Annotated in this window: 10 protein-coding genes; 7 read left to right on the top strand and 3 right to left on the bottom strand. The window is 73.7% G+C overall.

Going from position 1 to position 14,372, the window contains the following annotated elements:
- Window position 1: 1 nt before the first annotated feature.
- The 7 genes from WMF36_RS30785 to WMF36_RS30815 all read left to right on the top strand — a co-directional run bounded on the left by WMF36_RS30785 (window position 2) and on the right by WMF36_RS30815 (window position 11,841).
- On the top strand, window positions 2–1,561 hold the full coding sequence (locus WMF36_RS30785) for a hypothetical protein (protein WP_437574333.1): 1,560 nt from the start codon (window positions 2–4) through the stop codon (window positions 1,559–1,561).
- Between the two features lie 134 nt (window positions 1,562–1,695).
- Complete coding sequence (locus WMF36_RS30790) at window positions 1,696–5,331, top strand: FG-GAP-like repeat-containing protein (RefSeq protein ID WP_437574334.1); 3,636 nt, start codon at window positions 1,696–1,698, stop codon at window positions 5,329–5,331.
- Between the two features lie 149 nt (window positions 5,332–5,480).
- Window positions 5,481–5,852 (top strand): GxxExxY protein, encoded by a 372-nt coding sequence (locus WMF36_RS30795; protein WP_437574335.1) that lies wholly within the window; start codon window positions 5,481–5,483, stop codon window positions 5,850–5,852.
- A 281-nt stretch (window positions 5,853–6,133) separates the two neighbouring features.
- Complete coding sequence (locus WMF36_RS30800) at window positions 6,134–7,018, top strand: hypothetical protein (protein WP_437574336.1); 885 nt, start codon at window positions 6,134–6,136, stop codon at window positions 7,016–7,018.
- Between the two features lie 482 nt (window positions 7,019–7,500).
- On the top strand, window positions 7,501–10,284 hold the full coding sequence (locus WMF36_RS30805) for a VWA domain-containing protein (RefSeq protein WP_437574337.1): 2,784 nt from the start codon (window positions 7,501–7,503) through the stop codon (window positions 10,282–10,284).
- Between the two features lie 156 nt (window positions 10,285–10,440).
- Window positions 10,441–10,683 carry a hypothetical protein gene (locus tag WMF36_RS30810; RefSeq protein WP_437574338.1) on the top strand — a complete coding sequence of 81 codons (243 nt, stop codon included), beginning with the start codon at window positions 10,441–10,443 and terminating at the stop codon, window positions 10,681–10,683.
- 423 nt (window positions 10,684–11,106) lie between these two features.
- Window positions 11,107–11,841: a high-affinity nickel-transport family protein gene (locus tag WMF36_RS30815; RefSeq protein WP_437574339.1), complete on the top strand. Its 735-nt coding sequence runs from the start codon at window positions 11,107–11,109 to the stop codon at window positions 11,839–11,841.
- Window positions 11,842–11,898: 57 nt separating this feature from the next.
- Here the strand turns inward: WMF36_RS30815 and WMF36_RS30820 are convergent, their stop codons facing one another.
- From WMF36_RS30820 to WMF36_RS30830, 3 genes are read right to left on the bottom strand one after another with little or no spacing between them, the layout of a single operon-like run.
- On the bottom strand, window positions 11,899–12,657 hold the full coding sequence (locus tag WMF36_RS30820) for a response regulator (protein ID WP_437574340.1): 759 nt from the start codon (window positions 12,655–12,657) through the stop codon (window positions 11,899–11,901).
- A gap of 4 nt (window positions 12,658–12,661) precedes the next feature.
- Complete coding sequence (locus WMF36_RS30825; protein ID WP_437574341.1) at window positions 12,662–13,849, bottom strand: sensor histidine kinase; 1,188 nt, start codon at window positions 13,847–13,849, stop codon at window positions 12,662–12,664.
- Entirely contained in the window at window positions 13,849–14,370 is a 522-nt protein-coding gene (locus WMF36_RS30830; protein WP_437574342.1) for a Rab family GTPase, read from the bottom strand. Before WMF36_RS30830 ends, WMF36_RS30825 begins: the two co-directional genes overlap by 1 nt.
- Between the last annotated feature and the right edge of the window lie 2 nt (window positions 14,371–14,372).

Raw genomic sequence — 14,372 nt, forward strand, 5'->3', positions numbered from 1 at the left:
CATGCTCCGACCCACCCCCCGCACCGGTCTCTCCCTGCTCGGCGCACTCCTCGCGGCCCTCCCGGGCTGCGAGGCGGTGGACGTCTTCATCCCGCTGCCGGACCACAGCGGCCCCGCCGGGGTGCTCGACGGCACGGTGACGTACGCCGGCCCCCGGCCCTGCACGAAGGACGGCCACGTCGTCGGCGCCGCCGTCGTGCTCGGCTTCGACACGCGCCTCCTGCCGCCGCCGGAGGGGCTCGGCACCTCGGCCGCGAGCCTCGACGTGATCCCCGGCGACGAGCTGTTCGGGGGCCTGGGCGCCGCGCTCGATCTCACGAGCGACGGCGTGCTCCGCTGCCCCGAGCCGGACGATCCGCCCGTGACCGTGAGCGCCACCTGGAGGCTGTCGCCGCTGCCCGCCGGCACCTACCAGATCCGCGGCTTCTACGACCACGACGGCGATTTCGACCCGACCTTCAGCATCGCCAACCTGCCGAGCCGGGGTGACGTGGCCGGCGGCGCGATCGAGAACGCGACCGAGGTGCTCGGCGGCGCCGCCCCGCGCTACCGCGAGATCACGCTCGCCGCCCCGATCCCCGCGACGGGCGCGCGCGTCAGCGGCATCGCGGTCACCCTCGGCCTCCCGCTCCCGCTGGAGCGGCCGATCTTCCACGTCGCCGAGGTCCTCGCGCCAGCGTCCGGCATCCGCCCGAGCTCGAGCGAGGTGGTCATGGCGTCCGACTTCCAGCTGGAGACGTTCACCCTGGCCGATCCCGCCGGCGCCGAGGCGTCGCTCCTGCGCCTGCGGCTCGCCGCGGGGGTGCCGGCCAGGGAGATCGCGAGCGCGGCGATGCCCCCGATCTCGCTGCCGGTGGGCGGCGAGCCCGCGCCGACGCTCACGTACGCGCGCCAGGACGTGAACCGCGACGGAGCGATCGACGCCGACGACCACGTCCCCGACTCGGCCCAGATCCCGGCGCTCTTCCCGATCTCGGTGTTCACCAAGCTCGACGACCACGACCCGCTGGTCCGCCAGGCCGCGCCCGCGGTGCTCCTCCAGGGGCTCACGATCTACGACGACCTCGCGACCACCGCCCTGCTCGGCGCGGCGCCGCTGGACGAGCCGCGCGAGAGCGTGCTCGTCGGCGTCCGGCCCGCTGCGCTCTGCATGCACCCGACCGAGCCGAAGGGCGTCCTCGTGATCAGCCACGAGACGGACACGGAGGGCAACGCCATCCTCCCCGAGCCGGAGGACGAGAACGCCGGCGCATGGGGTGTCCGCGACGTCGAGGAGGCGCTCACGCGGCAATTCGGGCGCACGATCGAGGTCGTCTACGGCTGCCTGCCCGTGGGGCGCTACGCGCTCAACCTCATCTACGGCACCGGCCAGGCCTGGACCGTGCCCAACGAGGCCGGCGTGTGCGCGCCGTCGGAGAGCGCGTCCCCCGACACATGCGGCGCGCGACCGCGCCTCGCGTCGCAGGACATGGTGCTCCGCATCGGTCCGCCGGACGACCCGACGTACTGCGCCCAGCACCCCACCCCCGCGGCCTGCACGCCCTCGCCGCCCTCGCCCTGAGCGCCGCCGCCGCGCCCGGTCCCCCGCGGCGCGCAGACCTCCGCGAACCGGGCGCGGGCGCGGGGAAAGCGCCGCTTTCCTGCGGCGAGCGCCGGTTGCCTCGCGCGCATGGACCGATGGTAGGGTCTCGGCATATGCGCTGCATTCGCTTTTCCTCGCTTGCTTTTCTGGGGGCGCTCGGCGGCGCCGCGGCGGGCGCGCTCGTTCCCTCCGATGCGTCCGGCGGCTGGCCGCCGCCCCCCTCGGCCAGCGCAGCGGACATGGCCGATCCGGAGAGCTGGCCGAGCGATCCCGGGTACGGCACCTCGGCCACGCAGAGCGGGCAGTGGAGCTTCTACTCCTTCATCCCGGCCCCGAGCGAGGGCGTCCGCCCGCGCCCGGAGGAGACCGCCGCCGGCATGGCGATCGATCTCGCGTGGCGGCTCACCCAGGGGGACCCGCGCGTCAGGATCGCCGTCACCGACTCCGGGATCCTCTGGGGCGAGGGAGATCTCCTCGAGAAGGTGTGGATCAACCGGGGCGAGCTCGCGCCCTACCCGCCGCTGCACGCGGACGGCACGCCGTGCGGGGGCGACGGCGAGCTCGCCGGCTTCGACTGCAACGGCGACGGGGTCCTGTCCGCCTCGGACTACAAGAATACATCCTGGCTCACGCCCGGGGCGTCGGAAGGGCGGCCGCAGGGCGACCGGAACGCGAACGGCCAGCTCGACGCCGGTGACCTCATCCTGCACTTCTCGGACGGGGTCGACGGCGATCAGAACGGCTACGTCGACGACATCGCGGGCTGGGACTTCTTCAAGAACGACAACGATCCGTTCGACGACACCCGGAACGGCCACGGCACCGAGGGGGCGAAGACCTCGGCGGCGCAGACGAACAACCAGCTGGGCGGCGCGGGCGTCTGCCCGCAGTGCAGGGTCGTCCCGCTGCGCGTCGGCGACAGCCACGTCGCCGACGCGCAGGACCTCGCGAAGGCGCTCCTCTACGCGGCCGACCTCCGCGCCGACGTCGTGCAGTGCCCGGTGACCGCCGTCGACAGCACCGCCTTCCTCCAGGCGGCGCTCGACCACGCCCACGCCAAGGGGACGCTCGTCGTCGTGTCGATGGGCAACGAGGGCTCGCGCCACCACAGCGCGCCCGCGACGAGCAACCACGCGCTGCCCGTGAGCGCCGTCCGCTACGACGGCCAGAGCGTCACGACGTCGACCTCGTTCCTCGACGCCTCGCCGTGCTCGAGCTTCGGCGGCAACAACCTGCTCGCCGTGTCGAGCGCCGGCTGCGCCAGCGACGCGACCGCCGAGCTCTCCGGCATCGCGGGGCTCCTGTACTCCGCCGCCCTGGAGCGCGGCGTGACCCTGTCCCCCGGCGAGATGCGGGGCCTGCTCATCGCGAGCGCCGACGACATCGCCGTGCCGGAGTCGCGCGAGCCGGGGTCGCCGTACCGCGCTTCGCAGCCCGGGTTCGATCAGCGGTTCGGCCACGGCCGCGTCAACGCGAACCGCGCCGTCGAGGCGCTCAGCGACGGGCGCGTGCCGCCCGCGATCGACCTCACGTCGCCGCGGTGGTTCGAGGTCCTCTACAAGGATCAGGTCCAGGTGCCGGTGCCGATCGAGGGCACCGTCTCGGCGAAGCGGGCGACGGCGTACGACTACTCGGTCGCGTGGGCGCCGGGCGTGCAGCCGCTCGCCGCGGACTTCAAGGTGATCCACCGGGAGGTGAACGTCGCGCCGACGGTCACCATCGGCGGCCAGGGCCCGATCGCCTCGCTCGACGTGCGCACCATCGACACGTCCCACGCCCGCGACGCCGACAGCCCCCACGGCGAGAACGACCGCGCGATCACGGTGCGCATCCACGCGGTCGCCCACTACGACGGGGCCACCGGCGACGTGGAGAGCGAGGCGCGGCGCACGTACTACGTCGCCAGCGATCCGACGCTGGTCCAGGGCTTCCCCCGCTTCATCGGCGACAGCGGCGAGGGCAGCCCGAAGCTCGCGGACCTCGACGGCGACGGGGCCCGCGAGCTCATCTACCCGACGGCCGGCGGCGAGCTGCACGTGCTGACGATGACGCCGAAGGGACCCGAGCCGCTGCCGGGGTTCCCGTTCCAGACGCGGCTCGCCGACGGCCTGCTCGATCCTGCGCCGTCGCCGGCCACGCCCGTCTACCGGAGGGCCCGCGCGTACGGCGAGGTGGCCTGGGCGCTCGGCCGCGAGCCGATCCTGGGCGCGCCCGCGATCGCGGATCTCGACGGAGACGGCGCGCAGGAGATCGCGGTCTCCACCTGGCCGGGCACGGTCTACGTGGTCGGCGCGGACGGCCTCCTCCGGGCCGGGTGGCCGGTACGCCTGCCCGAGATCCCCTCGTGCCCGCTCGATCCCGGCGCGCCGGCGAGCGCGCCGTGCATGTCCGAGGGGGCGCGGATCGCGCGGGGGGCCTCCGCCTCGCCGGTCATCGCCGACCTCGACGGCGACGGCTGGCTCGACGTGATCCAGGCGGCCTTCGACGGCAAGATCTACGCGTTCGACGCGAACGGCGACGCGCTGCGCGGCTGGCCCGTGGAGGTGCACTACACGGGACCGCTGGCCGCGGAGCCTGCGCGGAGCCGCCTGCTCGCGACGCCGGCCGTCGCCGACTTCAACGGCGATGGCCTCCCCGACCTGCTCGTCGGGTCGAGCGAGCGGCTCGGCGACGACGGCGAGGCCGGGGCGGTCTACGTGCTCGACGCGCGCGGCACGGCAGCGGCCTCCGGGCCGGTGCTCGCGGGCTGGCCTGTCACGATCCCGTCGCTCTCGCTCGCCCCGCTCGTCGCGGAGGGGATCACGGCCTCGGGCGTCGTCGGGCGGTTCGACGGCACGCTGGCCGGCGTCATCCAGGGCAACGGCGCCGCGCCGCTCGTGCTCCCGGCCTCGCCCGGCGGGCAGGACGCGCTCCTCTCGACCCCCGCGGGCGCGCTGCCGCCGGCGCGGGGGGGCTCGCAGGCCGGGCTCGATCCGACGTTCGGCCCGCTCTCGCCCGCCGCGGGCGCGCGGACGATGCTCCCGCTGCTCTCGCATCCCGCGCTCGGCGACGTCGATCAGGACGGCACGCCCGACGTCATCGCCGCCGGCTCCTCGGAGGCGGCCGCGCTGGCCCTGGCGGGCGCGCGCGGCGCGGAGCAGCCGGGGCCTCACCTGCTCGCGGTCTGGAGCGGCAGGTCGGGCGCGATGCTGCCGCGCGCGCCGTTCGTCCTCGAGGATCACACGCTCGGCAACAGCCAGGCGGTGGTCGATCTGAACGGCGACGGTTATCCCGAGGTGCTGACGGGCTCGAGCGGCTACTTCCTGCACGCCTTCGACGGGTGCGGCCGGCAGCCGCGCGGGTTCCCGAAGTTCACCGGCCAGTCGATCGCGACGACGCCTACCGTGGGCGATCTCGACGGCGACGGGACGCTCGAGGTCGTGGTGGGCACCCGCGACGGCTGGCTCTTCGCCTGGCACACCGAGGCGACGACGGACGCGGTCATCGCCTGGGAGAGCTTCCACCACGACAACCGGAACACAGGCAACCTCGAGACGCCGCTCGATCAGGGCAGCGGGCGGCGCGCGCCGCGCCCGCTCACCGTGGACCTGTGCGAGGGGGCGCAGCAGGCTCCGGTCCTCCTCCGTCCAGGCGGCGGCTGCGCCTGCGCGACCTTGGGCGACCCGCAGCGCGGGGGCGGCGATGGCGCGGCGCTGGGGGCGGCGCTGCTCGGGGCGATGGCGCTCTGGGGGCGGCGGCGGGGGGCGTAAGGGCGGGAGGGGGGCTGAGCGGCGGAGGGTGGGGAGCTCGCCAGCCGATCGGTTGACGAACACCCCGCACAAACCCTTCCCGGAATTCAACGCAAAGGCGCAAAGGCGCAAAGGCGCAAAACGACGGAGGGAAAATGAACGAGAATGAGATGGCCAAGATCGTCGTCGACGCGGCGATCGAGGTGCATCGCAGCCTGGGAGGTCCGGGGCTGCTCGAAGCCGTCTACGAAGAGGCGCTTGCCTTCGAGCTTGAGTCGCGAAGGCTGAGCGTGGTGCGCCAGAAGACGGTGCCGCTCGTGTACAAGGGCAAGCGCCTTGCGTCGGATTTGCGCCTCGATCTGCTCGTGGGCGAGCGAGTCATCGTCGAGTGCAAGGCCACGGTCGCGTACAACAGAGTATTCGAAGCGCAGGCCCTCACCTACCTGCGGCTCTCGAATCTCAAGCTCGCGATCGTCATCAATTTTGGCGAGGTGAGAGTGAGTCAGGGTATCCATCGCGTGGTCAACGGATTGCAGGAATGACTCCCCCCTTCCTTGCCTTTTTGCGCCTTTGCGCCTTTGCGCCTTTGCGTTAAATTCCGGCTTCCCGTTGCGAAGAGACGGGTTCCGTCACCGCTTCAGCGACCAAGGTGGTGGGGAGGCGCTCCGCGTTGCTCCTCGGTCTACCAGGAGACGGAGACCAGCGCCTCGAGAGCGCTCCCGACCCGGACCGGTGCGGTCGACATGGGGGCGCACGTTCCCGACGCACGCCGCGGGTGACATGGGCTTGCCTGTCCAAGTAGCTTGCCACACTGGAGGATCTCATGGGCCAACCCAAGACATCAAAGTCCCCGAAGGCACCCAAAGCCGAGCGCACCGAGACAGAGCCGCTCGACGAGCCGCTCGATGAAGCGACGCCGACCGAGCTCGACGCCGAGGCCACGGCGCTCCTCGGCCGCGTCCATACCTTGCTGTTCAACCTCCCGAAGCACCTCGACCGGGCGAGGCGCCACGGGTACACGCAGAAGGAGCACGACCTGGGATGGGAGCTGTACACCACGGCTTCCGGCAAGAACCGACGCTTCGAGCACTGGCTGGCGGAGAGCGATCAACGCGACGTCGCGACCGGCGTCTCGGCGGAGCGGATGCGCTTGCTCCAGGAGATCGACGCGTTCGAGAACCTCTGGTTCCCGCGGATGCGGGCGCTCATCCCGCGGGTGATCCCGCGCGAGAGCACAGACCGGTTCGCCGCCGCGTTCTTCAAGGACCTCTCCCAGCAGCCGCTCGGCCCCGCCGTGGTGGACTCGGTGAAGACGTTCCTGAACCGCATCGACGAGCTCGCGTCGAGCGCCGAGCCAGGCGCGCGGGCGCTGTACGAGACGCTCGGCGAGCGCGGCCTCACGCCGAAGAAGATCGACGCGATGCGCCGGCTGATCGCCGCCGCGGAGGAGCACAGGACGCCGGACAAGGCCGCGCCCGCGCTGAGCCGGGAGGAGATCGCGAAGGCCAAGGAGGCGCAGCTCGCCGCGCTCGAGTCGCTCCGGCTCTGGTACAACGACTGGGCCACGACGTTCCGCGGCGTCTTCGGCACGCGCGCGCAGATCACCCTCGGGCTCACGGCGCTCAAGCGGAAGAAGAAGGACGCCGCGCCGGAGGACGCCCTGCCGGACGGCGAGGAAGAGGAGGACGGCGACGCGGGCGATTTCTAGCAGCGCCGCCGGTCACGACCTTCCACGACCCCCGTCGGACAAGCGCGCCCGACGGGTCCCCCCTCCGCCCCCAACACGGTCGACCGTGGTCCGGGGCGCGTTGACCACGGCGACATAGCGTCTCCATCGCGCTCCGGAGGGATCCCGGCTGCAGTTCCCGGGGATCCGGACCGCAGTCCCGAGGGGTCCGGACTGCGGTCCGGCGGGGTCCCGTCTGCAGTCTCGAACGGTCCGGGTGCAGTCCGGAGGGGTCCCGACCACAGTCCGGAAGGATCCTCACTGCAGTCCGTACCGTCCGGGGACGATCACCGCCGCCTCCTCGCCGCCGGAACCTCCCCGCGGCGCCGCTGTCTGTTGCCCGTACGACGGACAGCCGGCCAGAGCGGCCGAGCGCCTCGCCCGGAGGACGCGGATCCACGCGCCCTCCGCCGGACTTCTGACGACATGAGCGCGCCGCCCCTCGCGGCGCACAGGGGAGATCCATGCCCAGCGCGAACCCATCGGACGCCGAGGGCGGCGCCGCCGCCTCCACCGACGCGAGCCCCACCGACGCGAGCCCCACCGACGCGAGCCCCACCGACGCGAGCCCCACCGACGCGAGCCCCACCGCCGCGGGGCCCCCGGACGCGGCGAGCACCGGAGAGGCCGCGGTGGCCGCGGTGCGCTGCGTGGAGATCCTCATCTCCTGGGGGACGACCGTCCTCCTCGTCCAGCACCTCGCGCCGCCCCGCGCGTTCGACGTCGGCGAAGGGCGCGACGACGGGCGCCCGTGCGACGGCTTCCTCCCCGAGCGCGTGCTCGGCGCGCGCCGCGCGCCCCTCCTCGAGGTCGATCGCGCCGGGCGCGTCCGCTTCGTCCTGCTCGGCGCGGCGACGGGGACGCTCACCCTGGGCGGCGCGCCCCTGTCCGCCGCCGCCGCGCGGGAGCGGCACGCCGGCGCGGCGCACGCGGAGATCCCCGGCGCGGTGCGCGTCCCCCTCCCCGCGCACGCCCGCGTGGACGTCGAGATCGCGGGCGTCCGGATCCAGATCGGCGCCGACGTCGCCGCGGGCGTGCGCGCGCGCCGGTCGCTCGTGAACCGGAAGAGCCTCGCCCTCCACGCCGCCTCGGCGGCCCTGCACCTCGGGCTCCTCGGCGCGCTCGCGCGCTGGGCGCCGCCTCTCGTCGACCCGTCCTCCGGCATGAGCGCCGATCGGATCGCGCTCGTGCAGCGGTACCTCGCGTCCGCAGACGAGCGCGAGCTGCGCGCTTCACACGAGGAGGAAGGCGAGCAGAGCGCGGACGCGAAGGAGGGCGGCACGGGAACGAGGGCGAAGGGCGAGGAAGGATCGATGGGCAACCCGCCCGCGCCCGGGATGGCGATGGGGAACCGGTGGGGGGTCACAGGCCCGAGCGATCACCCCGCGCCGCACGGGACACCGCAGGAGGCGCTGCGCGACGCCGCGGAGTTCGGGATGATCGGCCTGCTCAACCGCGGCGCCGGCGGCCAGCCGGGCGCGCCGGCGGCGGCGTGGGGCCACCCCAGCGCGCCCGCGGGCGCCGGCGGATCCGGCCTCCCCCTGGACGGGCTCGGGGACGCCGCCGGCGGCCTCGGGGACGCTGGCGGCGGGGGGCTGAGGCTCGGCGCCATCGGGACGATCGGGCACGGCGCGGGCGCCGGGACAGGCCAGGGGTTCGGCAGCGGTCACGGGCGCGCCGGCGCCGCCGCGCCGCCGGGATCGCCGCGGGGCGCGGCCGCCTACGCTCCGGAAGCCGAGATCCCGCTCGATCCGAACGGCCGCTTCGCGACCACGTACCGGCCCGGGGGCGGTCACCTCGCCGCCTTCGAGGCCGCCCTCGCGCGCGGCGTCGTGCCCGAGGCGGAGCGCGAGCTCGTCAGCGACGTCGGCGCCCGCTACGCCCCGGAGGTCCCGCTCGCTCCCGGCAAGGCGCTCGGCCTGCGGACCGACCTGGAGCGCGCCGCGCTCGGACCGGGCGGCGGCGCCCTCCACCTGCGCCTCGCGCTCCGCTCCGCGGCGGCGGCGGCGGCGGCGGAGCGGCCGCACCTCTCGGTGCACCTCGTCCTCGACACGAGCGGCTCGATGGCCGGCGCGCCGATCGAGAGCGCCCGCCGCGCGGCGCAGGCGCTCGTCGACCGCCTCGCGCCCACCGACGACTTCTCGCTCACCACCTTCTCGAGCGACGCCGAGGTGAGGATCGAGGACGGCCCGGTCGGCCCGCGCCGCGCGGCGATCCGCGGCGCCATCGAGGGGATCCACGAGGGCGGCGGCACGAACATCGGCGCGGGGCTCACGCTGGGCTACGCGCAGGCGAGCCGGCCCGGCATCCCCGAGGACGCCGTGCGCGTGGTGCTGCTCGTCTCCGACGGCCGCGCGACAAGCGGCCTCACCCACGGCGAGCGGCTCGCGGGGCTCGCGCGGGGCGCCTTCCAGCGCGGCGTCCAGACGAGCGCGCTCGGGCTCGGCGACGACTACGACGGCCAGCTCATGAGCGCGATCGCGAGCGACGGGGCCGGCGGCTACTACTACCTGCGAGACCCGGCGCAGATCGCGCCCGCGCTGTCGACCGAGCTCGACAAGCGCCTCGACCCGGTGGCGACCGCCGTCGAGGTGCGCGTCCGCCTGAAGCGCGGCGTCGACCTGCTCCGCGTCTACGGCTCGCGCCGGCTGAACGACGCCGAGGCCTCCCGCGTCCGCGCCCAGGAGATCGCCGCCGACGTCGCCGCGCTGTCGCGGGACAGGATCGCGGTCGACCGGCGCGACGATGCCGAGGGCGGCATGCGCTTCTTCCTGCCAATCTTCGCCCGCGATGACCGGCACGCCCTCTTGCTCAAGCTGAGCGCCGAGCCCGGCACCGGGAAGCGTACCCTGGCGACCGTCGAGCTCAAGTACAAGGACCGACTCTCCAGGAAGAACGTGATCGAGGAGATCCCCATCGAGGTGCGCTACGCGGACAGCGACGCGGCGAGCGCGGCGTCTGTCGACGCCTCGATGACGCGGACTCTTCAAGGCTTCGCCGCGGGCGAGTCGCTCGCCGAGGCCGCCGCCCGCGTCGGGCGAGGCGACCCGAGCGGCGCGGCCGCGCTCCTCGCCGAGCGCGAGGGCATCCTGCGCGAGGCAGCGGCCCGGCTGAACGAGCCGCTGTTTCTGGAGGACGCTGCGCGCCTCGCGCGCCTCCGCGCGCACATGGGCGCAGAGCACGGCCTCGGCGACCCGCTCGTGCTCGCGATGCTGCTGGAGACGGCGGGCCGATCCCACCTGCGCTGACGCGCGCAATCGCAGCGCGCGCACGGGCGGAGGCGTCGCCCAGGTGGTAGGCTGAGCGCGGCCATGACAGAGAGAGTCTCATCGACCGGCCGCGCTGCGCTGCGAGAGTCGCTGCTCCAATTCTCCGCCTTCGCCGACGCGCTCGAATCCCGTGCCATGCGCGAGGCGATCGAGGCCTGCATAACCGTCCTGGACGCTCCGGGACCCCTTGACAAACGCGTCCTTGCCCCGTGGCTCAAGGTCGTCCACGAGCGCGCTGCCGAGGTCTTTCGTCGGGGCATCCGCGAGACCTCGGGGATGCTGCGCCAGCAGATGATGCACGGGCTGAAGCAGGCCGAAGAGGACGCGGTCTGGATGCAAGAGGCCATCGACGCGCTGAGTCGAGACCACGCCAACTGACACGCCGGGAGGAGACGGCGTCTGGGGTCCTGGGGACCGGGCGCTCGTACAAGAGATACAAGAGATCTGTATTCCTCGAACCACGCTGGAAGCGACGCGGCGTGGGACGATGGTTGTGGATGGACGGCTGATCGACGGCTGACCGACGCGGATCGACGGCTGATGGATGAGCGCGCCTCGTCAGGCTGCGCTGATCGGGTGTCACGCACCGCCGCGCCGAGCCCGACGAACCGACTTTCTTGGGCCGAGTCAAGCGGGCGTTCTTCACCGGATCTGCCGGGAGTCCACGGAGCTCCGCGGGCCGGACGAGACGAGATCGAGCGCTCGGCCGCCGCGCGCGGGGCCGGTGCGCCGCGGGCGCGGCAGGGAGCCGCCCCACGCCGGCGTAGCACGGAGCGCGTGCTCCGTGCTACGAAACGGGCCATGTTCGCCTCGGCGTTTCCGCTGCTGCTCCTCGGCTTCTCGCTCGGTATGCGCCACGCCACCGACGCGGACCACGTGATCGCGGTGGCGACGATCGTGAGCCGCGTCCGGAGCCTCGGGGTGGCGCTGCTGATCGGCGCGATGTGGGGTCTGGGGCACACCCTCACGCTGATGCTCATCGGGGGCGGCATCCTCCTGTTCGGGCTCGTGGTGCCGCCGCACGTCGGCCTGGCCATGGAGCTCACGGTCGCGCTGATGCTGATCGGCCTCGGCGCGTACCATCTCCTGCGGCTCTACCGGGCGGTCCGGCGGGGCGAGCCGCAGGCGCAGGGGGCGGAGCATCACGACGGCCACGGGCACGGCGTCGGCTGGGCGGACCGCGTGTTCGGCCGGTCACGCGTCTACGTGAGCCTCCGGCCGCTGCTCATCGGCGTGGTGCACGGGGTGGCGGGCTCCGCGGCGGTCGCGCTCCTGGTGCTGACCACGGTGCGCGATCCGCGGTGGGGGCTCGGGTACATCGCGCTGTTCGGCGCGGGCACGGTCGCCGGGATGATGCTGATCACCGGGATGCTGGCGGTGCCGTTCGCGTACACGAACGCCCGCTTCGGCGGGATGCACCGCGCGCTCGGCGCGGGCGCGGGCCTGCTCAGCGTGGGCTTCGGCCTGTTCCTCGCCTACGACATCAGCATCGGGTCCGGGCTGTTCACGGCCAACCCGCAGTGGACGCCCGGCTGACGGCGCCCGTCGCGAGCCGCCGGGCGCCTACGGCGCCCGTCGCGGGCCGCCGGGCGCCTACCGGCTCGCGGTCGACCACGCGCGCTCGGCCTCGCGCGGCGGCGGCGGCGCGAGGTGCGCGTCGATCTGGGTCATCAGCCAGTCCATGAACTCGTCCTTCAGGATCGTCTGCGCCACGTGCAGGTCGGTCCAGACGGGCGCGCGCGCCGCGGCCCGATCGCTCGTCTGCACCACGACCGGGATCGTGCAGAACCTCGCGTCGGCGCGCATCGCGCGGATGAGCTCCATCCCGTTCATGACGGGCATGTGGACGTCCACGATGGCCAGCGCCACGGGCTCGCTCGAGAGCAGCGCGAGGGCGTCGCGCCCGTTCTCGGCCTCGAGCACGGTGAAGCGCGGCTCGAGGATGAACCGGTAGCACTCGCGGATGTCCGCGTCGTCGTCCACGACGAGGACGGCGACCCCCTCGACGGCGCCGAGCACGCGCTCGACGGCGGCGCGCAGCTCCGGGGCGGTGACGGGCTTCCGCACGTAGCCGGCGACCCCTCGCAGGATCGCCTCCGCCGGCTTGTTCACGACGGAGACGAGCATCACGGGCACCCGCTCGCGCGACTGCACAAGCCGGTTGAAGGCGAAGCCATCCATCTCGGGCATCAGGAAATCGGTGAGGATGAGGTCCGGCGTCCAGGTCCGGAGGAGCTCCAGCGCCGCGCTCCCGCCGCTCACGGTCCGGACGTCGTACGCCGCGCCGTCGAGCGCCTCGGCCATCCACGCGAGCGTCCCCGAATCATCGTCGACCAGCAAGAGCTTGGCCATGTCATCACTCCCTTCGCGTCTCGCACTGGGCCCCGCCGCCCGCCGCCTCGCCCGCCGCGCCGACGCGCCGCAGCCGGACCCAGAACCTCGCCCCTCCTTCCGGCCGCGCCTCGTAGCCGATCGCCCCGCCCCACCGCTCCACCGCGATCCGGGCGCCGTAGAGCCCGAGGCCGCTGCCCGCCCCCGGGTCGCGGCCGTACGCGAACTTCTGGAACAGGCGCGGCGCGATGGCAGGCGAGACGCCCGGGCCCTCGTCCTCCACCGTCACGCGAGCCCACCCGGGCTCGTCCTCGTGCACGAGGACCCGCACCGACGTGCGCGCAGGCGCGAAGCGGAGCGCGTTCTCGACGAGGTTGGAGACGACGCGCGCGAGCCTGCGCCCCTCGCCGACGACGCAGCACGGCTGTCCCCCGCCGCTCTCGGGCGGTCCTTCCAGGCGAACACACCGGCTGCACGCCATGGGCAGGAGCGCCTCGACGACCTGAGCGACGGTGCCGCGCAGGTCCGCCACCTCGGCGAGCTCGCCGTCGGAGGCATCGAGCGCGGCCCCCTCGGCGGCGAAGGTGTCGAGGATCTCCCGGATGAGCTCGCGCTGCCGCAGGGCGGCCTTCAGCGCGACCGCGGCGAGCGCGCCGCTCTTCTCGGGGAGCGGCTGCTCCTGCAGCAGGGACAGGGCGCCGAGGAGGCTGTTCAGCGGGCCGGAGAGGTCGTGAACGATGCAGTGGACGAGGACGTCCTTCCGCTCGACCTCGCGCGACAGCGCCTCGTGCACGAGGCGCAGCTCGCGCGCCCGCTGGAGGACGCGGCGGCGCTCGTGAAACAGCGCGTCGTTCCGGGTGATCACGAGCAGCCGCGAGGAGCCCACGCAGAGCGCCGTCGCCTCGAGGTGCAGCGCCTCGTCGTCCTCGGTCATCTGCGTCCAGCCGTCGGACTGCACGCTCCGCTGCGTCCAGCCGTCGGCTCGCGCGCTCCGCGATGCGTCCGTGGACCAGGCCCGCTCCGCCTCGGGGAGGAACACCTCCAGGAACGGCAGCGCGCGATCGATCCGGAGCGGCGTATCGCGCCACGGCGGCGCGATCCCGAGCCGGTGGAACCACGGCGGCGGCTCGCCGCGGACGACGAAGGTGCCGTCGCACAGGCGCTCGAGCACGAGCTTGTCCAGCGCCGAGAGGAGCCAGGTGTCCACGTCCATCAGCCCCGCCACAAAGGCGCATCGCTCGCCAGCATGGCGCGCGCGAGCGCGCTGAACGCGCCCTCGACCCCGGCGCCGGTCTTGGCGCTCGTCCTCGTGACAAGGAGGCCCGCCCTCCTCAGCCTGGCCTCGGCGGCCTCGTCGATCTCCCACGCTGCCGTGAGATCGGCCTTGTTCAGGACGACGACGGACGGGAGCTCCCCGGCCATCGCCCGCGCGGCGGCGTGGAGGCGGAGCCCCGTCTCCACCGTGAAGCGCCGCGTGCCGTCGATGACGAGGAGCAAGCCCGCGGAGCCGCGCACGTACGATATCTGGACGTCCTGGAACTCGTCCTCTCCGCTCAGGTCCCAGAGGATGAGGTCGAGCTCGCGATCATCGCACCTCACGCGCCGCGTCTCGATCGTCACGCCGATGGTCGTCAGGTAAGTCTCGGAGAAGATGCTGCGCGCGAAGCGGGCGACGAGGCTCGTCTTGCCGACCCCCGTGGCGCCCAGCACGCAGACCTTGCGTTTCTCCGCCATGA

Origin of the sequence: Sorangium sp. So ce887 (genome assembly GCF_051521455.1) — a bacterium.
GTDB lineage: Bacteria > Myxococcota_A > Polyangia > Polyangiales > Polyangiaceae > Sorangium.

Bases quoted from the DNA above. Each gene is read 5' to 3' on its own strand.
- WMF36_RS30785 (WP_437574333.1), top strand. From the start codon at position 2: ATGCTCCGACCCACCCCCCGCACCGGTCTCTCCCTGCTCGGCGCACTC.
- WMF36_RS30795 (WP_437574335.1), top strand. From the start codon at position 5,481: ATGGCCAAGATCGTCGTCGACGCGGCGATCGAGGTGCATCGCAGCCTG.
- WMF36_RS30810 (WP_437574338.1), top strand. From the start codon at position 10,441: ATGCGCGAGGCGATCGAGGCCTGCATAACCGTCCTGGACGCTCCGGGA.
- WMF36_RS30820 (WP_437574340.1), bottom strand. From the start codon at position 12,657: ATGGCCAAGCTCTTGCTGGTCGACGATGATTCGGGGACGCTCGCGTGG.
- WMF36_RS30800 (WP_437574336.1), top strand. From the start codon at position 6,134: ATGGGCCAACCCAAGACATCAAAGTCCCCGAAGGCACCCAAAGCCGAG.
- WMF36_RS30825 (WP_437574341.1), bottom strand. From the start codon at position 13,849: ATGGACGTGGACACCTGGCTCCTCTCGGCGCTGGACAAGCTCGTGCTC.
- WMF36_RS30790 (WP_437574334.1), top strand. From the start codon at position 1,696: ATGCGCTGCATTCGCTTTTCCTCGCTTGCTTTTCTGGGGGCGCTCGGC.
- WMF36_RS30815 (WP_437574339.1), top strand. From the start codon at position 11,107: ATGTTCGCCTCGGCGTTTCCGCTGCTGCTCCTCGGCTTCTCGCTCGGT.
- WMF36_RS30830 (WP_437574342.1), bottom strand. From the start codon at position 14,370: ATGGCGGAGAAACGCAAGGTCTGCGTGCTGGGCGCCACGGGGGTCGGC.
- WMF36_RS30805 (WP_437574337.1), top strand. From the start codon at position 7,501: ATGCCCAGCGCGAACCCATCGGACGCCGAGGGCGGCGCCGCCGCCTCC.